This window comes from Streptomyces sp. NPDC058195 (genome assembly GCF_042883525.1).
In the GTDB taxonomy this organism is placed as follows: Bacteria; Actinomycetota; Actinomycetes; order Streptomycetales; family Streptomycetaceae; genus Streptomyces.
The window spans coordinates 458,742-477,238 of sequence record NZ_JBHVVM010000001.1 but is presented as its reverse complement, the minus strand read 5'-3'; the positions used below and the strand labels follow the sequence as shown (position 1 = coordinate 477,238).

General features: G+C 71.6%; 19 protein-coding genes and 1 tRNA gene. 16 read left to right on the top strand and 4 right to left on the bottom strand.

The features are described 5' to 3' along the window. The first annotated feature begins 83 nt into the window (after nucleotides 1-83). Nucleotides 84-1,406 (top strand): hypothetical protein, encoded by a 1,323-nt coding sequence (locus tag ACFVWY_RS02155; protein ID WP_389866268.1) that lies wholly within the window; start codon nucleotides 84-86, stop codon nucleotides 1,404-1,406. Nucleotides 1,407-1,614: 208 nt separating this feature from the next. Here ACFVWY_RS02155 and ACFVWY_RS02150 read toward each other — a convergent pair whose 3' ends face one another. Then, on the bottom strand, nucleotides 1,615-2,457 hold the full coding sequence (locus ACFVWY_RS02150) for a DUF4157 domain-containing protein (protein ID WP_389866266.1): 843 nt from the start codon (nucleotides 2,455-2,457) through the stop codon (nucleotides 1,615-1,617). A gap of 210 nt (nucleotides 2,458-2,667) precedes the next feature. On the opposite strand from ACFVWY_RS02150, the gene ACFVWY_RS02145 reads away from it, so the two are divergent. Continuing rightward, complete coding sequence (locus ACFVWY_RS02145) at nucleotides 2,668-3,288, top strand: HhH-GPD-type base excision DNA repair protein (RefSeq protein ID WP_389866264.1); 621 nt, start codon at nucleotides 2,668-2,670, stop codon at nucleotides 3,286-3,288. 75 nt (nucleotides 3,289-3,363) lie between these two features. Here ACFVWY_RS02145 and ACFVWY_RS02140 read toward each other — a convergent pair whose 3' ends face one another. Then, a complete protein-coding gene (locus ACFVWY_RS02140) occupies nucleotides 3,364-5,220 on the bottom strand; it encodes a helicase HerA-like domain-containing protein (RefSeq protein ID WP_389866261.1) in 1,857 nt (618 codons plus the stop codon). Between the two features lie 75 nt (nucleotides 5,221-5,295). Here ACFVWY_RS02140 and ACFVWY_RS02135 point away from each other — a divergent pair, with 75 nt between their 5' ends. Together ACFVWY_RS02135 and ACFVWY_RS02130 are read left to right on the top strand one after the other, a co-directional pair. Next, nucleotides 5,296-5,592 (top strand): type II toxin-antitoxin system VapB family antitoxin, encoded by a 297-nt coding sequence (locus ACFVWY_RS02135; protein ID WP_072488263.1) that lies wholly within the window; start codon nucleotides 5,296-5,298, stop codon nucleotides 5,590-5,592. Nucleotides 5,593-5,781: 189 nt separating this feature from the next. After that, nucleotides 5,782-6,384 carry a LytR C-terminal domain-containing protein gene (locus ACFVWY_RS02130; protein WP_389866341.1) on the top strand — a complete coding sequence of 201 codons (603 nt, stop codon included), beginning with the start codon at nucleotides 5,782-5,784 and terminating at the stop codon, nucleotides 6,382-6,384. A gap of 207 nt (nucleotides 6,385-6,591) precedes the next feature. On the opposite strand, the gene upp is transcribed toward ACFVWY_RS02130, so the two are convergent. Beyond that, nucleotides 6,592-7,227, bottom strand: coding sequence for a uracil phosphoribosyltransferase (gene upp, locus ACFVWY_RS02125; RefSeq protein WP_389866259.1), 636 nt, complete (start codon nucleotides 7,225-7,227; stop codon nucleotides 6,592-6,594). Nucleotides 7,228-7,330: 103 nt separating this feature from the next. On the opposite strand from upp, the gene ACFVWY_RS02120 reads away from it, so the two are divergent. The 10 genes from ACFVWY_RS02120 (at nucleotide 7,331) to ACFVWY_RS02075 (ending at nucleotide 14,355) form a co-directional block, all read left to right on the top strand. After that, complete coding sequence (locus ACFVWY_RS02120; protein WP_389866338.1) at nucleotides 7,331-7,639, top strand: hypothetical protein; 309 nt, start codon at nucleotides 7,331-7,333, stop codon at nucleotides 7,637-7,639. Nucleotides 7,640-7,871: 232 nt separating this feature from the next. Then, nucleotides 7,872-8,468: a hypothetical protein gene (locus tag ACFVWY_RS02115; protein WP_389866336.1), complete on the top strand. Its 597-nt coding sequence runs from the start codon at nucleotides 7,872-7,874 to the stop codon at nucleotides 8,466-8,468. Nucleotides 8,469-8,585: 117 nt separating this feature from the next. Beyond that, nucleotides 8,586-9,014, top strand: coding sequence for a tRNA adenosine(34) deaminase TadA (gene tadA, locus ACFVWY_RS02110; protein ID WP_389866256.1), 429 nt, complete (start codon nucleotides 8,586-8,588; stop codon nucleotides 9,012-9,014). 45 nt (nucleotides 9,015-9,059) lie between these two features. Next, a tRNA-Ser gene (locus ACFVWY_RS02105) sits at nucleotides 9,060-9,144 on the top strand. A 355-nt stretch (nucleotides 9,145-9,499) separates the two neighbouring features. Continuing rightward, nucleotides 9,500-10,423: an FAD-dependent oxidoreductase gene (locus ACFVWY_RS02100; protein WP_389866255.1), complete on the top strand. Its 924-nt coding sequence runs from the start codon at nucleotides 9,500-9,502 to the stop codon at nucleotides 10,421-10,423. 468 nt (nucleotides 10,424-10,891) lie between these two features. Continuing rightward, nucleotides 10,892-11,056, top strand: coding sequence for a hypothetical protein (locus ACFVWY_RS02095; protein WP_389866254.1), 165 nt, complete (start codon nucleotides 10,892-10,894; stop codon nucleotides 11,054-11,056). 15 nt (nucleotides 11,057-11,071) lie between these two features. Further along, nucleotides 11,072-11,365 carry a Dabb family protein gene (locus ACFVWY_RS02090; protein ID WP_389866253.1) on the top strand — a complete coding sequence of 98 codons (294 nt, stop codon included), beginning with the start codon at nucleotides 11,072-11,074 and terminating at the stop codon, nucleotides 11,363-11,365. A 204-nt stretch (nucleotides 11,366-11,569) separates the two neighbouring features. Then, on the top strand, nucleotides 11,570-12,421 hold the full coding sequence (locus tag ACFVWY_RS02085; RefSeq protein ID WP_389866250.1) for an RNA polymerase sigma factor SigF: 852 nt from the start codon (nucleotides 11,570-11,572) through the stop codon (nucleotides 12,419-12,421). A gap of 236 nt (nucleotides 12,422-12,657) precedes the next feature. Next, entirely contained in the window at nucleotides 12,658-13,518 is an 861-nt protein-coding gene (locus tag ACFVWY_RS02080; protein ID WP_389866247.1) for an RNA polymerase sigma factor SigF, read from the top strand. Nucleotides 13,519-13,584: 66 nt separating this feature from the next. Beyond that, nucleotides 13,585-14,355 (top strand): hypothetical protein, encoded by a 771-nt coding sequence (locus ACFVWY_RS02075; protein WP_389866245.1) that lies wholly within the window; start codon nucleotides 13,585-13,587, stop codon nucleotides 14,353-14,355. A 36-nt stretch (nucleotides 14,356-14,391) separates the two neighbouring features. Here the strand turns inward: ACFVWY_RS02075 and ACFVWY_RS02070 are convergent, their stop codons facing one another. Then, nucleotides 14,392-14,607, bottom strand: coding sequence for a hypothetical protein (locus ACFVWY_RS02070; protein ID WP_389866243.1), 216 nt, complete (start codon nucleotides 14,605-14,607; stop codon nucleotides 14,392-14,394). 824 nt (nucleotides 14,608-15,431) lie between these two features. Here ACFVWY_RS02070 and ACFVWY_RS02065 point away from each other — a divergent pair. Both ACFVWY_RS02065 and ACFVWY_RS02060 read left to right on the top strand, forming a co-directional pair. Next, entirely contained in the window at nucleotides 15,432-15,959 is a 528-nt protein-coding gene (locus tag ACFVWY_RS02065; protein ID WP_389866241.1) for a MarR family winged helix-turn-helix transcriptional regulator, read from the top strand. A gap of 23 nt (nucleotides 15,960-15,982) precedes the next feature. Next, nucleotides 15,983-18,496: an MFS transporter gene (locus ACFVWY_RS02060; protein WP_389866239.1), complete on the top strand. Its 2,514-nt coding sequence runs from the start codon at nucleotides 15,983-15,985 to the stop codon at nucleotides 18,494-18,496. The last annotated feature ends 1 nt before the right edge of the window (nucleotide 18,497 follow it).

Genomic DNA, 18,497 nt, shown 5'->3' with positions numbered 1-18,497 from the left:
AAGCCGATCCGGGCAGGGAATCTGCCCGAATGTGTTCCTCCGCGGCCGATGCCGACGCCCAGCGCCGAACCTACGGTGCGCCTATGAGTCTCACGGCAAGCCTCGACGAGGCATCCGTCACGGCCGCACCGGGCGAGGAGACGGCCCTCCCTCTGCGGATCCTCAACTCCGGCAGCACCGTCGAGGAGTACCGCTTCGAGGTGCTCGGTGCCTGTGCCGCCTGGTCGACGGTCGAGCCGGCCACGCTCTCGCTGTATCCCGGCGACACCCAGAGCGTCTCCCTCAAGCTGCGCCCGCCCCGGGACTCGACCGTGCCCGCGGGGGAGACGACCTTCGGGATCCGGGTGGTGCCCACCAGCGAGCAGGGCGACGCGGTGGTGCCCGAAGGGAAGGTGACCGTACTCCCCTTCGTCGAGACGACCGCCGAGCTGGTGCCGCGCAGCTCGCACGGCGCCTGGAGCGGGCGGCATCAGCTCGCCGTCGACAACCGGGGCAACGCCCCGCTCACCGTGCGGCTGGGGGCCCAGTCCGGCACGGAGCGGGCCCGGGTCTCGTTCGCGGCGCAGTCCCTGCGGATCGAGCCCGGCCGGGCGGAGTTCGGCAAGGTGCGGATACGCCCCGCCAAGCGCATGTGGCGCGGCATCCCCCTCACGCACCCCTTCCAGCTGGTCGCCACCCCGGAGGTGGGCGAGGACCAGGCCCCGGTCGCGCCGGTCGTCGTGGACGGCACCTACCAGCAGGAACCGGTCCTGCCGCGCTGGCTGCCCCGGGCCCTGATCCTGGCGGCCGTCCTGCTGATCGCGCTGGTGGGGCTCTGGTACGCGCTGCTGCGCCCGGCCGTGAAGTCGGCGGCCAGGGAGGCGATCACTCCGGACGCGGTGCGTTCCGCCGCCGCGGCCGATAAGAGCAACGCCCCCGAGAAGGGCGGACCGGCGGGCGCCTCAAACGGCGGCGGCGACTCCTCCGGGGCGAACGGCGGCGCGGCCAGGCCGAGCCCCTCACCGAGCCCCGGCGCGTCCTCCGACGCCGGAGTCACCACCCCGACCAGCGCCCAGGCGCAGGTCAGGGACTCGGTGGGCGGCGGATCGAACACCTCTACGGCGCTCCAGGTGCCCATCGGGCACACCTTCCAGCTGACCGACATCGTGGTCCAGAACCCGCAGGGTGACGCGGGGACGCTGGAGGTCTCCTCGGGCCGGAACGCCCCGGTCCTCCGGCTGGCCCTGGAGAACTTCCGGGACTCCGACTACCACTTCGTCACACCGATCATGGTGCCCGCTGGCGGCAAGGTCACCATGACCGTTGACTGCCGGAAGGTCGGCAAGCCGGTGAACGCGCCGACCCCCTCGCGGTGTTCGGAGTCGCTGTTCCTGGGCGGCACGATGAAGACGAACGCGACGGACTGACCGAGCCGGCCAGCCCACCGCGTCCGGCAGGAGGCTCCGGCTCACTAAGAGATGTCCCGTGATCCCTGGCGGGCGTGCGACGACAGCCAGGGCACCTCGCCGCGTTGTCGGGACGCCCGGATACATCCAGTATTCGGGCGTCCCTCCGCCGTGCGACGCACCGCGTCTGACGCCGCACGCTGATCCAGCCTGATCCAAACGAAAGACCCTAGGCCGGAGCCTCTTCTTCCTCCTCCTCGCCGTCCTTCTTCGCCCGCTGCACGAAGGAGCCCTGTACGTCAGCCGGCTGCTCGTCCTCGTCCTCCGTCGCGGCCCGCTGCACCGCCGCCGGACCGGCGGCCGAAGCCGGTGCGGGCGCGGGGGCCTCCGGGGCGGGCGCCGGGGCCGGGTCGGCCAGCACCCGGTCCGCGTTGGCGACGGCCTCGCGCTCGAACCGGTCGGACGGGTCGCTGACCCGGATGCCGCCCGCGGCCTCCGTACCGTCCACCGGGCCGTTGCGCTGCTGGATCACATGGGTCAGCTCGTGAGCCAGGGTGGTGCGGCCCTGCGTCGAGGACGGGTCGTAGGCGTCCCGCTGGAAGACCACGTTGCTGCCGACCGTGTACGCGTGCGCGCCGACGCCCTTAGCGGACTCGTGGGCGGCCGAGTCGGTGTGGACGCGTACGTCGGAGAAGTCCGCGCCCATCCGGGCCTCCATGTCGGTCCGGGTGTCGGTGTCCAGCGGCGCGCCGCCGCCCGACGAGACCACGTCGTGCACGGGAGAGCGCTCTTCCTCCTCCGCGCGGTCCTCCTTGCGCTGGAGCATCGAGCCCATCGCGCTGTTGCCGACCGCCCGCTGCAGCACGCCCATGCCGCTGGCCCCGACCACATCGGCCCGCCCGGCCGCCGCGGCGCGGTAGAGCTGCCCGGTGCCAGCGGGCTCCCGCACCTCGGGGGCCCGCGCGGTGTGCGCGGTCCCGTCGAGATCGTGGTCGTTCCCGGTGTGGTCATGCCCGGTGTGGCCGTGCTCGTGGTCGTGCTCCTGGTCCCATTCCTGTGCGTGCATCGTCATCTCCCCTGCCCGCGCCCCGGCCGGGGGCGCGTCATGGTGGCCTCACCGTTCCACCATCACGACGCCGCCCCTGCCCCGTCCAGCCCGGACCCCGTCGGCCGGGGGCAGCCGGTGCTGCCCGTTCGGGCACCCGGCCGTTCCGTACGGCAAACGGGCGCACCCGCCGCCGGTGAAGTGGCCGGGCCGCACCGCCGTCGCGATGATCGGGGCATGACCGAGAGCGACAAGGACCGGCCGCCCGTCACCCTGCGGATCGCCCAAAATCCGGAGGCCGACGCGCTGCTCGCCCGCAGCCCGCTCGCCGCCCTGGTGGGCATGCTGCTGGACCAGCAGGTCCCGATGGAGTGGGCCTTCACCGGCCCGCGCTCCCTGGCGCGGCGCATGGGCCGGGACGATCTGGACGCCCAGGAGATCGCCGCCTACGACCCGGAGGCATTCGCCGGGCTCTTCCTCACGAAGCCCGCCCTGCACCGCTATCCCGGCTCCATGGCCAAGCGGGTCCAGCAGCTGTGCCAGTACCTGGTCACGGAGTACGACGGCGACGCGAGCGCGGTGTGGACAGGCGCGTCCGACGGGGCCGACCTGCGTAAACGGCTGAACGCGCTGCCCGGCTTCGGCACCCAGAAGGCTCAGATCTTCCTGGCGCTCCTCGGCAAGCAGTTCGGCGTACGCCCCAAGGGCTGGCGGGAGGCGGCGGGCCCGTACGGCGAGGCCGGATCGCACCGCTCGGTCGCCGACATCACGGGCCCGGAGTCGCTCGCCGAGGTACGCGCGTACAAGCAGCACCTCAAGCAGGCGGCCAGAACAGCCGAACGCTCCGCCGACCAGTAGCCCCGGGCCCACGCCAGCGGCCCACGCCAGCGGATCACGTCGGCAGACCACATCCACGGCCGCACCCGCGGGCCGCTACCGCCTGCGCCGGGCCGTACCGAAGAGCGACCGCGAGATCTCCCGCCCCAGCTGCGTCCCCACGGAGCGGGCCAGCGACCGGAACATCCCGCTCGACACCACCTGCTCGACCAGCGAGGTGTCCTCCTCCCGGCCCCTCCCCGGAGCCTTCGCCCCGGCCACCGCCCGCTCCCCGGCCTCCTCCCGCCCCGCGGCGCTCAGCTTCTCGTACGCCGACTCCCGGTCCACCGCCTGCGCGTACCGCGCGTACAGCGGCGAGGCGCGCACCGCCGCGTCCAGCTCCGCCGCCGGATACGGCCCCATCAGCGACCTCGGCGCCCGCAGCCGGACCGCGGCAACCGGCGTCGGCGCGCCGTTCTCGCTCAGCACCGTGACCACGGCCTCACCGATGCCCAGCCGCGTCAGCAGCTCCTCCAGGTCGTACGGCGAGTCAGGGAAGGTCCTCGCCGTCGCCCGCAGCGCCTTCGCGTCGTCGGGGGTGAAGGCGCGCAGCGCGTGCTGCACCCGGTTCCCGAGCTGCGCCAGCACTTCCGCGGGCACGTCCCGCGGGGTCTGCGTGACGAAGAAGACGCCCACGCCCTTGGAACGGATCAGCCGCACGGTCTGGGTGATCGATTCCAGAAAAGCCTTCGAGGCCCCGCTGAAGAGCAGGTGCGCCTCGTCGAAGAAGAAGACCAGCTTCGGCCGGTCAAGATCGCCGACTTCCGGAAGATCATGGAAAAGATCGGCAAGCAGCCACATCAGAAAGGTGGAGAAGAGCTGCGGCTTGTCCTGCACCGCCGCCAATTCGAGTACGGAGACGATCCCGCGCCCGTCCGGTGCCTGGCGCAGAAACTCCGCCGTATCGAATTCCGGTTCGCCGAAAAAATCACCGGCGCCCTGCTGTTCGAAGGCGGTGATGGACCGGAGGATCACTCCTGCGGTGGATGTGGAAAGTCCGCCGATCTCCTTGAGTTCCGCCTTACCGGTGTCCGATACGAGAAACGCGGCCACCGCCCGGAGGTCCTTCAGGTCCACCAGTTCCAGGCCCTTGGCGTCGGCGTAGTGGAAGATCAGGCCGAGCGACTGCTCCTGGGTCCGGTTGAGCTGCAGGACCTTGGACAGGAGCACGGGGCCGAAGCTGGTGACCGTGGCCCGCAGCGGTACGCCGGGACCGATGCCGCCGAGCGCGTAGAACGCGCAGGGGAAACCCTCCGGCTGCCACGCCTGCCCCACCTGAGCCGCCCGTTCCCCGGCCTTCCCGCCCGGCACGCCCGGGGCTGCGATGCCCGAGACGTCGCCCTTGACGTCGGCGAGGAAAACGGGGACGCCCTCGGCCGAGAGCTGCTCGGCGACCAGCTGGAGCGTCTTGGTCTTGCCGGTCCCGGTGGCGCCCGCGACGAGCCCGTGCCGGTTGAGCATCGCCAGCGGAATCCGGATCGGCGCATCGGGCAGACAGGCCCCGTCCCAGAGCAGCGCGCCCAGTTCGAGCGCGTCCCCGGCAACGGCGTACCCGGCGGCGATCCCCCGCGCCTGCTCCGGCAGTCCGCCGCCGTCGCCGCGCGCCGCCCCGGCACCCTCCGGAGTCACGCCCGGCACCCCGGCACCCTCCGGAGTCACGCCCGCCGCCCCGGCGCCCGCATCCCGTACGCCCGCGCGCCCGTCCCGCGGCACGCCCGGACCCGCGCGTTCACCCGCTCTTTCGCCCGCGCCTCCCCCAGCACCCCCGCCCGTGCCCGGACCCGCGCCGCCGACCGCGCCCGGAGCAGGCCCCGGACCAGCCTCAGAACCGGCGCCCGGCCCCGTACCGTTGGCCGTACCGCCGTCCGCGCCATCGCTGTCACTCATCAGGGCCCCATTCCGGAATGCCTGCATTTGTGGCGTTCTCGACAGCATCGCAGTCCGGCCCCGTGGCTGCGCCCGGAGGCTCTTGCCCGGTAGGCTTTCCGTGTGATCTTCAAGCGCATCGGAAATGGGCGGCCTTATCCCGACCACGGCCGGGAAAGCACCCGGCAGTGGGCGGACGTCGCGCCGCGCCCGGTCCGCCTCGATCAGCTGGTGACCACCAAGGGCAACCTGGACCTCGAAACCCTCCTCGCCGAGGATTCGACGTTCTACGGAGACCTGTTCGCGCACGTCGTGAAGTGGCAGGGCGACCTCTATCTGGAGGACGGTCTGCACCGCGCGGTCCGCGCCGCGCTTCAACAGCGCCAGGTCCTGCACGCCCGGGTGCTCGAACTCGGCTGACCGACGCGGCCCCCGCCCCACCCGGCCAGCGGCCCCGGAGGCGGGCGAGCCCCTGTACGGCCCACGGGCCGCCCCGGGGTTCGTTCGGGTGCTTTCGCACTCGGACGGGTGCGATCCGTTGATCATTTAGTAGGCATCATCTCCGGGCCGCATTACGCTGCGCCCATGAGCATGCTCACTCCCCCCGGCATGGGCGGAAAGTACCGCATCACCGGCAATGCCTACCCGCGGATGCGCCGCCCCCGGCGCCGCGGCAAGCTGATCCTCGCCGCCACCGCTTCCGTGGTGGCCCTCGGGCTGGCCGGGTGGGGCACGATGCAGCTCATCGACGTCTTCACCGGCGGCGACCGGAAGACCGACGCCGCGGACCACAAGACGGACTGCCCGTCCGCCCGGCCGTCCGCCTCCGCGGCCCCCGTGCAGGCGCTGCCGAAACCCGCGAAGATCACCGTCAACGTCTACAACGCGACGACGCGCGGCGGCCTCGCCAAGAAGGCCGCCGACGAGCTGAAGAAGCGCGGTTTCACCATCGGCAAAGTCGGCAACGCCCCGGCCGCGTACGACAAGAAGGTCCCCGGCCGCGGTCTGCTGCTGGGCGCCCCGTCGGCCACCAACGGCTCGTTCCCGGTGCTCGGTACACAGCTGCACGGCGCCACGCCAAAGACCGACGCCCGCAGGACGGCGGATGTCGACCTGATCCTCGGCAAGAAGTTCACGGCGTTCGACACCCCCGCGGCAGCGGCGGCGGCCCTCGCCGAGCTGACGAAGCCGGCCCCCGCACCGTCCTGCTGACGGCTGCCGGTTCCGTCCCGGCAGCCGCACGCACCACAGGGTTTCCTAGGGTCTTTCGTTTGGATCAGGCTGGATCAGGGAGCGGGGGCTGGTGCGTGCAGCTGCAAGGCGGAGGAAGGAGCCGACGCGGAGCGTCGGTGACTGACGACAACGCGGCAGATGTGCGTGCCAGCCCCCGCGAGCCCGGCATGATCCAAACGAGAGGCCCTAGTCGACCGTGCCGTACATCCGGTCGCCCGCGTCCCCGAGGCCCGGCACGATGTAGCCGTTCTCGTTGAGCCGCTCGTCGATCGAGGCGGTGACCACCGTCACCGGCGTACCGGCCAGCTCGCGCTCCATGACCTCGACGCCCTCCGGCGCCGCGAGCAGCACGACCGCGGTGACATCGTCCGCACCGCGGTCGATCAGCTCGCGGATGGCCGCGACCAGCGTGCCGCCGGTGGCCAGCATCGGGTCCAGGACGTACACCTGGCGGCCGGAAAGGTCCTCCGGCATCCGGGTGGCGTACGTCTCCGCCTTGAGCGTCTCCTCATTGCGGATCATGCCCAGGAAGCCGACCTCGGCGGTGGGCAGCAGCCGCACCATGCCGTCGAGCATGCCGAGACCGGCCCGCAGGATCGGCACGACCAGCGGTCGCGGGTACGACAGCTTCACGCCGGTCGTGGTCGTGACCGGGGTCTCGATGTCGACCTGTTCGGTGCGCACGTCCCGGGTGGCTTCGTAGGCGAGCAGGGTGACCAGCTCGTCGGCGAGGCGCCGGAACGTCGGCGAGTCGGTGCGCCTGTCGCGCAGGGTGGTGAGTTTGTGCGCGACCAGTGGGTGGTCGACGACGTGGATCCGCATGGGTTCAACAGTAGCCGGGCCTCCCGCACCCGTGCGCTGGCATCAACCGCATGTTCGGGGGGAAGGTGGGGGCATGCGGACCCAGCCTTGGGGTGATGAGTCGATGCCGGACGGCGACAAGCGGAAGCGGAACCAGCCGGACGCGCAGGGCGCGCGGGATCCACGGAGCCTTCGCGGCCCACGGGACGCCCAGGACGCCCAGGATCCCCAGGGCCCTCAGGATCCCCAGGGCGCCCCGGACGGCCCGGACGGCCCGGACCCGGAGGAGAGCGGCGCGGCCCGGCGGCGGCGACGCGCCCAGTTCCTGCGCGAGCTCCACGAGGCGAAGGCGCTCCGCGACCGGGTCCAGCCCCGGCGTGCGCGGGCGGCCCGGATGCGCCAGGCGATGCGCATGCGCACCTTCCGCTGGTAGCCGCACACCGGCCGGGCGCCCCTCCGCCGACGCGCCCGGCCGGTGCCCGTACGGCGGCCCGGAGTCCCTCTGGTGGCGGCGTCCGGGAGAACTGATAGCCGACGCAACGGCCGAACTCCTCTCCCGAAGGCCTAGTTTCTGCCACGATTCCGATGGGCGGGACGCAGGACAGCCGGGCCACCGGATGCCCTCCCGCCGGACCGACACCCCTATGACCAGTGGGAGAGTCACGGTGTACTTCGCCGCACTGCTCGCGCGCACCGAAGACGGGTGGGAAGCGAGCGACACGGAACTCGACGATGTGGAGACCCTGTCCGATCTGACTGATCTGGCCCGTGATGCCTCGGTGGACGAGGACACGGTGCTCGTCTTCATCGAGCAGGAGGACGCCTGGTTCGGCGTCGTCCGGGTGGATGGTGAGGACGACCCCCGGATCTTCGTCTCGGACGCCACCGCCGCCGCCCGTTCCTCGTACGGGGAGATCCTGCTCACCGACGAACTGCTCGGCCGCGAACCCGGGGCCGAGGACACGATCGCCGCTCTCGAAGAGCTCGTCGGCCTCGACGGCACGGAGGACGGCGAACCGGACACGACCCCCGACAACAAATCAGACTCCGACTCCGACACCGATACCGACACCGATTCCGACGATCCGGACGATGACGACGGGTTCGACGCCGACGCCGTACCGGCGGGCCCGCTCGGCGACACCCTCGTCCTGGCCGACCTCGGGCTCCCCGAGGCCGAGCTGCTGATGCTGCGCACGGACGCGCTGGCGGAGATCGCGGACGCACTGGGCGCGGCCGAGGTCCTGGAGACCGTCCGTTAAGGTCCGCGGGTGAGCGAACCACCGCACCCTCCGGAGCCACCGGTACCGCCGACCTCGCGGACCCGGGCCCCGGCAGCGCACCCGCACGACCCCGTGAGAGACCCGTGGCGGGCGCCCATGCGCCGTGCCCTGGCCGAGGCCGATCTGGCGGCGCGGGCCGGCGATGTGCCGGTCGGCGCCGTCGTCCTCGGCCCGGACGGCGCCCCGCTCGCCACGGGTCACAACGAACGCGAGGCGACCGGCGACCCGACCGCGCACGCCGAGGTCCTCGCCCTGCGCCGGGCCGCCGCGTCCCTCGGCGAGTGGCGGCTCACCGGATGCACCCTGGTCGTCACGCTGGAGCCCTGCACGATGTGCGCGGGCGCCCTGGTCCAGTCCCGCGTGGACCGGGTGGTCTACGGTGCCCGCGACGAGAAGGCGGGCGCGGCGGGCTCCCTCTGGGACCTCGTGCGCGACCGCCGCCTCAACCACCGCCCCGAAGTCATCCAGGGCGTCCTGGAACCGGAGTGCGCGAGCCTCCTGACGGACTTCTTCCGCAGCCGCTGAGAATCGATTTCTTTCCACGGCCCGCGATGGTCTAAGCTCTCTCTCGGTAGCGTGTCCGAGCGGCCGAAGGAGCTCGCCTCGAAAGCGAGTGTGGGGAAACTCACCGAGGGTTCAAATCCCTCCGCTACCGCTGACAATGTCCTCCGAACTGTGGAAACACAGTTCGGAGGACATTTTTGCGTGATCGCGCGCGACAGCTCAACCGGACGAGGCCCCGTCAGGACGAGCCGTGCCGCCTCGCGTGGACACCCGGCCTGCAACCGGCCGCGGGCGCCGGGCGAGGCCGGAAGGCACCGCCCCGGGTGCTCCAGACTCCTCGACCGTCACCATCGGCGGTCCGGCTGCCGTGGCGCGGTCCACCGGCGTCCGGGCGGTCGGCATCGGCCTCGGGATCGCGGCGTTGTCCGACCGAGGAAGCCGAGCGCCGGGCTTCGCCGCCTCGGCGCGACCGGCCGACACGGGTGGCGAGGTGCTGGAATGCCCCCATGTCCACCCCACCGCTCCACCACCCCGCTCCGGACACCGGCCTCCTCATCGTCGGCGGAGGTCCAGCCGGCTGCGCGGCGGCCCGTATGGCCGCGAGCGTGGGCATGAGGTCGGTCCTGATCGAGCCGGACGCCCTGTGCCGCAACTTGTACCGGATCCCGGCCCTGAACAACACCCTGGGCGGCCACACCGACGGCGCCTCCCTGGCCACCGCCATCACCGGGGAACTGAACAACACCGCGCTCTGCCACATCGAACTGGGCCGGTACGTCACCGAGTTGCGCGCCCACGACGACCACGTCACCGCCACCCTCGACAACGGCCGCCGCCTGACCGCCCCGTACGCGATCGCCGCGACCGGGGTAGCCCCGCTCCAGCCCCGGGACGTCTCCTGGATCACCGTCTCCTCCCCGCTTCCCCTCCCCCCGCTCTGGCAGGCCGGGCCGGAGGAGGCCGAGAACCGCACCCTCCTCGTCCTCGGCGGCGACCGCCTGATCGGGACGTTCCTGCGCGCCCACCCGCGCACGCGCACCCGCCTGCTGGTCGCCTACCCGGCGAGCGACGACTACAAGGTCGAGGAGATCCGCGACGATCCCCGCGTCACCCTGCACCCCGTAGCCCACCTGACCCTGCACCGCCTGGCCACAGCGGAGACCCGGGGCCGCGACGGCATCCCCCACCGTCTCGCGGCCGACGCCACCTACCTGAGCATCGGCAGCGCCCCCGCGCCCCCGCCCGGCGGCCTCCGCCCCGCCCCCGGCGGCTACTGCCCCCCAGCCGCCCAGCACCCCCGTCTCATCGTCGCCGGTGACCTCCGGTCCCCCCGCTACCAACGCATCCAGACCGCCCTGGGCTCCGGCGCCGAAGCCGCCCTCCGCGCGTACTACACCGCGCGTGACGTACCGACCGGAGAAACCGGGTGACCCGGCACCGCTGGGGGGCCACGACCCCACCCACCCGGGAAGCCGCAACGTGCCGAACGCCCTGTGGTCCTCGCGTGTGCGGGGACCACAGGGCGTTCGGCACGTTGCCGCAGAAGATCGGAAGACGCAGGTCGGGGGAAGCGGCATCGGGGGGACAAGCCGCTCCCCCCGATGAGAACGGGCCTCAGGTCCTCCGCGCGGTACGGGGGGGGTGGACCGCGGGAGGGCCCCACAGTGAGGGCCGTTCCTCGCCCGTCGGATTCCTGCCTCATCCGCCGGGCTCACCGTCCATCCTGCTCCTCGGCGGGGGCTGAACGGGCGGGCGAAGGGCCTCGATCGGCGGGTCCTTGGTCCTTAAAGGTGACGTGAGCGGTCGCGGTACTCCCCGGGATCCGGCCATGCGTACGGATAGAATCACCCGACTGCGCAGGGGATCGACACAGGCGGCCGAAGGGGAGACAGGGGCTGATGGCGCAAGTGAAGAAGATAGCGCTCTACGTGATAGTCGGTTTCGTGCTGTACACGATCATCACGTCCCCCGCCCGCGCGGCCGATCTCGTGCAGGTAGGGTTCGAGGGCATTGCGAGTGCCGCACAGGGCGTCGGCGAGTTCATGTCCGAGCTCATCAAGTAGGAGTGGGAGTAGGCCGTGATCCGCCATCTGGTCCTGTTCAAGCTGAACGACGGCGTCGAGCGGGACGAACCGCGCGTCGTGGCCGGGGCCAAGGCCTTCCAGGAGCTTGAGGGGCAGATCCCCGAGCTGGAGTTCTGGGAGTGCGCCTGGAACATCACGGACCGGCCGATCGCCTACGACTTCGCGATCAACTCCGCGGTCGCCGACGAGGACGCGCTGAAGCGCTACATCGAGCACCCCGCCCACCAGGCCGCCGCCGGCAAGTGGCGTGAATTCGCCACCTGGGTGATCGCCGACTACCCGTTCTGACCCGTTCGGACCGGCTTCCCCTTCCGGTTCGTACGGCCTGCGAGCCCCTCACCACCACGGTGAGGGGCTTTTCCGTGTTTTTAAACCAAGTTGAACCCAACACGACGCTATACGGTGCTTGCACACAGTGGGCATGTCTTGTGATGCTATGACCGCTTTTGATGGATGCGTTGATAAAGTTGACCGCAAAGGGGTGGCGTCATCGTGCCGGCCAGTACAGCGCCTCAGGTGCCTCCCCAGTCCGGTCAGGCCGAACCCGTCGCACCCGCCGGGCCGGCGAAGGCCGCCCGGAGCCGGGGGGCGGACACCCGGGCACTCACCCAGGTCCTCTTCGGGGAGCTCAAAACCCTGGAGCCGGGAACCCCCGAGCACGTCCGGGTACGGGCGGCCCTCATCGAGGCGAACCTGCCGCTGGTGCGGTACGCCGCGGCACGCTTCCGCAGCCGCAACGAGCCGATGGAGGACGTCGTCCAGGTCGGCACCATCGGGCTGATCAACGCCATCGACCGGTTCGACCCGGAGCGCGGGGTCCAGTTCCCGACCTTCGCGATGCCGACCGTGGTCGGGGAGATCAAACGATACTTCCGGGACAACGTGCGGACCGTCCACGTCCCCCGGCGGCTGCACGAGCTCTGGGTCCAGGTCACCGGGGCCACCGAGGACCTGACGACCGCGCACGGCCGCTCGCCCACCACCGCGGAGATCGCCGAGCGGCTGAGGATCTCCGAGGACGAGGTACTCGCCTGCATCGAGGCGGGACGCTCGTACCACGCGACCTCGCTGGAGGCCGCCCAGGAAGGCGACGGGCTGCCCGGACTGCTGGACCGGCTCGGCTACGAGGACCCCGCGCTCGCCGGGGTCGAGCACCGCGATCTCGTACGGCACCTGCTCGTACAGCTGCCCGAGCGCGAGCAGCGCATCCTGCTGCTGCGCTACTACAGCAACCTGACGCAGTCCCAGATCAGCGCCGAACTGGGCGTCTCCCAGATGCACGTGTCAAGACTGCTGGCCCGCAGCTTCGCCCGACTCCGATCCGCAAACAGGATCGATGCCTAACCGGATCGGGTAGAGCACTCAAAGTCCGTTTCACAGGGCCCGAATGGCGTACACCCCTTGTTAACTGCGCTTATGTCACAAAGACTTGTCGACTTGTCACTACAGCGTGTTGCCGACATGTGACATTCTGCGGAAACCGCGTTTGCCGTGGCCTCGCCTCCGGTATTCAGGTGGAGGCTGCGTTCCTCCGATGGTCGCGGCTCGACGCGACCGTCCGCGACCTCAAAGGGGGTGGCATGTCCGCAGAACAGGGCAGCTCGAAGGTGCTCACGCTCACGAAGAGCGAACCGGCACCCGCTGTGCTCACCAGCTCGCCGGAAGCCATCGACACCCGCACTCTGTCCCGCTCCCTGTTCCTGCGGCTCGCCGCGCTCGGACCGTCCCCGGACGGCACGGACAGCCCGGAGCGCGCCTACGTACGGGACACGCTCATCGAGCTGAACCTCCCGCTGGTGCGGTACGCCGCGGCGCGGTTCCGCAGCCGCAACGAGCCGATGGAGGACATCGTCCAGGTCGGCACGATCGGCCTGATCAAGGCGATCGACCGGTTCGACTGCGAGCGGGGCGTGGAGTTCCCGACCTTCGCGATGCCGACCGTCGTCGGGGAGATCAAGCGCTTCTTCCGCGACACCTCGTGGTCGGTGCGCGTACCGCGCCGCCTCCAGGAGCTGCGGCTGGCGCTGACGAAGGCCAGCGACGAGCTCGCGCAGAAGCTCGACCGTTCGCCGACCGTGCCCGAACTGGCGAAGGTGCTCGGGGTCTCCGAGGAGGACGTGGTCGACGGACTCGCCGTCGGCAACGCGTACACCGCCTCCTCGCTGGACTCGCCCTCCCCCGAGGACGACGGCGGCGAGGGCTCCCTCGCGGACCGGCTCGGTTACGAGGACTCCGCTCTGGAGGGCGTCGAGTACCGCGAATCGCTCAAGCCGCTGCTGGCCAAGCTGCCGCCGCGCGAGCGCCAGATCATCATGCTGCGCTTCTTCGCCAACATGACCCAGTCGCAGATCGGCGAGGAGGTCGGCATCTCGCAGATGCACGTCTCGCGCCTGCTGACCCGTACGCTCGCCCAGCTCCGGGAAGGACTCATCGCCGACTGACGCCGTGGATTTCCGTACCGGAGCGCGACCCTTCCGATTTGACGGACCGTCAGCCACACTGGCGCGATGCGACGTCGGATTCTCGGATCGAACGGCCGCCGGGGCACCGTGATCGCCGCCTCGGCGGCCGTGCTGTGTCTGGGCGGGGTGCTGGCCGCCTGCGGCGGCGGTACGGCGGACGAGGGCTTCGTGGCGCTCGGGGCGGCGGGTACGGACCCCGGAGCGGCCTCGGCGGGCACGGGGATCGCGCCGGGCAGGGTCACGATGGTCCCGCTCGACCCGGACGGCAGACGTCCCGGCGGAAGCGGGGGCGGAAAAGGGGGCGGGAGCGGTGGCGCGCGTGCGGGCGAGGGCGAGGGGCTCTCGGGCGGCGCGTCCGCCGACGCTTCCCGGTCACCCTCCGGCGGCGGCCCCGGGCGCGGTACGGGCGGGTCACCCCGCCCCACCGGGCCGTCGGCGCCCTCGTCGCCTTCGGCCTCCTCCTCACCCTCCGGCCCCTCGTCGCCCTCGCGCCCCGGCACGCCTTCCGGGCCCGCCGAACTGAGCGTGGGCGCCCCGGTGCGGGAGGCGGGGGAAGAACGCTGGTGCGAGAAGGTGACCGTGGAGTTCCGGAACGCCGGAGGATCACCGGTGCGCTCGGGAACGGTCACGTTCGCCACGCATGTGATCGGTTCGCTGGGGGTCGACTGGGCGACCGTGGAGTCGACCGGGCCGCTGCCCGCGCCGATCGACGCGGGAGCGGCGCGGACGGCGACGTACACCGTCTGCGTGGACGCCTGGCGGGTGCCCCTGGGCATGCATGTCGAGACCCGGGATGTCACCGCCGTATCGAAGTGACGGGGGGACGTGTGCGCCGGTCGGCGCCCGGGGCTGTCAGCCGAGCGCGAGCCAGGCGACCGCGGCGAGGGCGGCGATCACCACGACGACGCCGACGATCACCCCGACCCTCGGTCCGGACGAGGCGGCGACAGCCGGCTGCTGCCGGCGCTGCGGCTCGCCCTCGTCGACGAAGGCGCGGAACATCTGGGTGCTGCCGGCCGGGTCGTGGTTGCCCTCGGGGCCCTGCGGGGCGTGGGGGTTGTGTGCCATGGGCCAGGACCCTAGCGAACTCGCCCCTGCCGCCCAACCCCCGGGTCGGGCAAGGGGGCAGGCCACGGAAGGGGAGAGAGGGGAAGGGGGCGCACGCGCCCGGTCCACGGCGGAGGGCGCGACGGGCGGCCCGGGGTGAGGCAGGCACGATCCGTGCGCGAAGGCAGGCACGGTCCGAGCGCGAGGACGGGCACGGTCCGGGGCGTGAGGACGGGCACGGTCCGGGCTGAGGCGGCCACGGTCCGGGGGCGCGAGGACGGACGCGGTCCGGGGCGAAGGCGGGCACGGTCTGGGCCGAGGGCGGCCACGGGCCGGGCGGAAGCGGGCACGGCCCGGGGGCGCGAGGACAGGCACGGCCCGTACGTGAAGACGTACGCGGTCCGGCGTGAGGACGGACGCGGTCCGGGCGGAGGCGGGCGCGGTCCGGAGACACGAGTGCGGGGAGCAGCAGCACAGGGCGAGGCCGGGCAGATCACGGTGAGGGCAGGGGCGGTCCTGGGCAGGATGCGCCGCGGACACGCCGGACACGCCGGACATACGCCGAGGACACGCCGGGCACGCGGCGAGGGCGCGGCGGGCACGCGCCGAGGACACACCGGACACGCGGCGAAGCTCCGATACGGGTGCCACCGGGCCCTCTGCTGTGGCATGACACACACTGCGCCCCACGCGTAGCCCCTACGCTGCGGGCTTGACTTCGACCCTACGCAGCCTTTTGCGTTCCTTTACTTCTGCAAGCCCCCTTTCGTTTGCCTGCAGCAACCAACGGCTTCTATCGTTGCCCTAAGCAACAAGATGCACCGGTGAGATGTCTGGGGGAGCCTGTGGCGGCACGGAGTCAGTACGAAGAGCTGGCCCGGCAGCTCAGCGCCGTCGGAGCCGTCAAACGGGGCCTGGCCCGCACCCTTCCCGCCGAGTGCCCGGCCGGGTCCGCCGCCGTGCTGGCCCTGCTCATGCGGCACGGCGAGATGCGGATCAGCCGGCTGGCCGAGCTGCTGGACGTCGACATGTCGGTGACGAGCCGTCATGTCGCCCATGTGGCGGAGCGCGGCTGGATCGAGCGGTCCCCGGACCCGGCGGACAAGCGGTCCCGCATCCTGCGGCTGACCCCTGAGGGACGTGACGTACTCAGCGATCTGAACCGGCGGACCACCGAGATGTTCGCCCACAACCTCTCCGACTGGTCGGACGACGAGGTCGGGCAGCTCAACACGCTGCTGGCCCGGCTGCGCGACAGCTTCGTCTGCCGCGGGCCCGGCGGGTGCGCCCCCGGAAAGCACAGCGGCGACTGCCGCTCCCGGCCGGTCGGCAGCGACCACGACAACGACGTACACACCCGTACACCTGTGTAACAGAAGCAAAGACAAGGACTTAAATGGCTACGACCACACCGACCGGTGTGCGGGGCGGCCACGCCAAGCACGGGGGATCATCCGATCCCGCGTCCGGCGCGCCGATGACACACCGGCAGATCATGGAGGCACTGGCCGGGCTGATGCTCGGCATGTTCGTCGCGATCCTGTCGTCGACGGTCGTCTCCAACGCCCTGCCCGAGATCATCTCCGACCTCGGCGGCGGCCAGAGCGCGTACACCTGGGTCGTCACGGCCTCGCTGCTGTCGATGACCGCCACCACTCCGCTCTGGGGCAAGCTCTCCGACCTGTTCAGCAAGAAGCTGCTGGTCCAGATATCCCTGGTGATCTACGTCGCGGGCTCGGTCGTCGCCGGTCTGTCGACCAGCAGCGGGATGCTGATCGCCTGCCGTGTCGTCCAGGGCATCGGTGTCGGCGGTCTCTCCGCCCTCGCGCAGATCGTGATGGCCGCGATGATCGCCCCGCGCGAGCGCGGTCGCTACAGCGGCTACATCGGTGCGGTCTTCGCCGTCGCCACCGTCGGTGGCCCGCTGCTCGGCGGTGTCATCACGGACACCAGCTGGATGGGCTGGCGCTGGTGCTTCTACGTCGGTGTGCCGTTCGCCGTCATCGCGCTGATCGTGCTCCAGAAGACGCTGAAGCTCCCGGTCGTGAAGCGTCAGGTCAAGGTCGACTGGTGGGGCGCGTTCTTCATCAGCGCCGCCGTGTCGCTGCTGCTGGTCTGGGTGACCTTCGCGGGCGACAAGTACGACTGGATGTCCTGGCAGACCGCCGTGATGGTCGCCGGTTCCGTCGTGCTCGGCGCGGTCTTCGTGGCCATCGAGTCCAAGGCCAGCGAGCCGATCATCCCGCTGCGCCTCTTCCGTAACCGCACCATCGCGCTGGCCTCGCTGGCCTCGCTCTTCGTCGGTATCGCGATGTTCGCGGGCACCGTCTTCTTCAGCCAGTACTTCCAGCTGGCACGCGACAAGTCACCGACGATGTCGGGCGTCATGACGATCCCGATGATCGCGGGTCTGTTCGTCTCCTCCACGGTCTCCGGCCAGATCATCACCAAGACCGGTCGCTGGAAGGCCTGGCTGGTCACCGGTGGCTTCCTGGTCACCGCCGGACTGGGCCTGCTGGGCACCCTCCGCTACGACACGGAGTACTGGCACATCGCGGTCTTCATGGCCGTCATGGGCCTCGGCATCGGCATGATGATGCAGAACCTGGTGCTCGCCACGCAGAACCAGGTCGCCCCGTCCGACCTCGGCGCGGCCAGCTCCGTCGTCACCTTCTTCCGTTCCCTCGGCGGCGCGATCGGCGTCTCGGCGCTGGGCGCCGTCATGGCGAACCGCGTCACCCACTACGTCAAGGAAGGGATCGCGGAGCTCGGCCCCAAGGGCGCGGCCCTGGGCCACGGCGGCACCGGCGGCGGGGGCATCCCCGACGTGGACAAGCTGCCCGAGCCGTTCCGCACGATCGTGGAGAGCGCGTACGGGCACGGCGTCGGCGACGTCTTCCTGTACGCCGCTCCGGCCGCGCTGGTCGCCTTCCTGATCACGCTCTTCATCAAGGAGGTCGCGCTCAAGACCAGCGCGTCGAGCGAGACCCCGGCCACCTCCGAGACCCCGGTCGAGGCCGTGGCCGACGTCCCGGTCGCCGCCGTGGCCGCCGCCCCCGGCGCCAGCACCGGCACCGGCACGGTCGTCACCGACGCGGTCGAGGCTCCGGCCCCCGCCGCGGTCGCCGGGGCCACCGCCCCCCAGGGCACGGCCGTGCACGGTGTGGTGCGCGGTGCGGAGAACGCGCCGGTGGCCGGGGCCGCCGTCACGCTGATCTCGCTGGCCGGCCGGCAGCTGGGGCGCTCCGTCGCCCAGCCCGACGGTACGTACGGGCTGGACGCGCCGGGCTCCGGCAGCTACGTCCTGATCGCATCCGCCGACGGTTTCCAGCCGCAGGCGTCCACCGTGGTCGTGGGTGACGAGCCGCTCGCGTTCGACATCCTGCTCTCGGGCACGAGCGGGCTGGCCGGTCTCGTACGGTCGGCGGAATCTTCCGATCCGGTCGAGGGCGCCATGGTCGTCGTGACCGATGTGCGCGGCGACGTCCTGGCCACCGGGGCGTCCGACGGGGCGGGCGAGTTCGTCTTCGGCGAGCTGGTGCCCGGCACCGTGACCGTCGCGGTCAACGCCCTCGGCTTCCGGCCGCTGGCGCTGCCGGTGGAGGTCGGCGGCCAGGGTGTCACCCGGGTCGAGGCCGTGCTCCAGGCCGGTGCGCTGGTCCAGGGCACCGTGCGGGCCGGTACCGCGCGTCGCCCGCTGCCGGACGCCCGCGTCACACTGGTCGACGCGGCGGGCAATGTGGTCGCCACCTCGACGACCGGGGAGGACGGGGCGTACGCCTTCACCGACCTGGACGCCGGCGAGTACTCGGTCGTCGCGACCGGCTATCCGCCGGTGGCGAGCGCGCTGACCGTGACCGGCGGCGGGGCCGACGGTCACGACATCGAACTCGCCCACCCCGGCGAGTAAC

Excerpts from the sequence above, each read along its gene's own strand:
- ACFVWY_RS02155 (WP_389866268.1), top strand. The coding sequence starts at position 84 with ATGAGTCTCACGGCAAGCCTCGACGAGGCATCCGTCACGGCCGCACCG.
- ACFVWY_RS02150 (WP_389866266.1), bottom strand. The coding sequence starts at position 2,457 with ATGACGATGCACGCACAGGAATGGGACCAGGAGCACGACCACGAGCAC.
- ACFVWY_RS02145 (WP_389866264.1), top strand. The coding sequence starts at position 2,668 with ATGACCGAGAGCGACAAGGACCGGCCGCCCGTCACCCTGCGGATCGCC.
- ACFVWY_RS02140 (WP_389866261.1), bottom strand. The coding sequence starts at position 5,220 with ATGCAGGCATTCCGGAATGGGGCCCTGATGAGTGACAGCGATGGCGCG.
- ACFVWY_RS02130 (WP_389866341.1), top strand. The coding sequence starts at position 5,782 with ATGGGCGGAAAGTACCGCATCACCGGCAATGCCTACCCGCGGATGCGC.
- upp (WP_389866259.1), bottom strand. The coding sequence starts at position 7,227 with ATGCGGATCCACGTCGTCGACCACCCACTGGTCGCGCACAAACTCACC.
- ACFVWY_RS02120 (WP_389866338.1), top strand. The coding sequence starts at position 7,331 with ATGCCGGACGGCGACAAGCGGAAGCGGAACCAGCCGGACGCGCAGGGC.
- tadA (WP_389866256.1), top strand. The coding sequence starts at position 8,586 with ATGCGCCGTGCCCTGGCCGAGGCCGATCTGGCGGCGCGGGCCGGCGAT.
- ACFVWY_RS02100 (WP_389866255.1), top strand. The coding sequence starts at position 9,500 with ATGTCCACCCCACCGCTCCACCACCCCGCTCCGGACACCGGCCTCCTC.
- ACFVWY_RS02095 (WP_389866254.1), top strand. The coding sequence starts at position 10,892 with ATGGCGCAAGTGAAGAAGATAGCGCTCTACGTGATAGTCGGTTTCGTG.
- ACFVWY_RS02080 (WP_389866247.1), top strand. The coding sequence starts at position 12,658 with ATGTCCGCAGAACAGGGCAGCTCGAAGGTGCTCACGCTCACGAAGAGC.
- ACFVWY_RS02075 (WP_389866245.1), top strand. The coding sequence starts at position 13,585 with ATGCGACGTCGGATTCTCGGATCGAACGGCCGCCGGGGCACCGTGATC.
- ACFVWY_RS02070 (WP_389866243.1), bottom strand. The coding sequence starts at position 14,607 with ATGGCACACAACCCCCACGCCCCGCAGGGCCCCGAGGGCAACCACGAC.
- ACFVWY_RS02060 (WP_389866239.1), top strand. The coding sequence starts at position 15,983 with ATGGCTACGACCACACCGACCGGTGTGCGGGGCGGCCACGCCAAGCAC.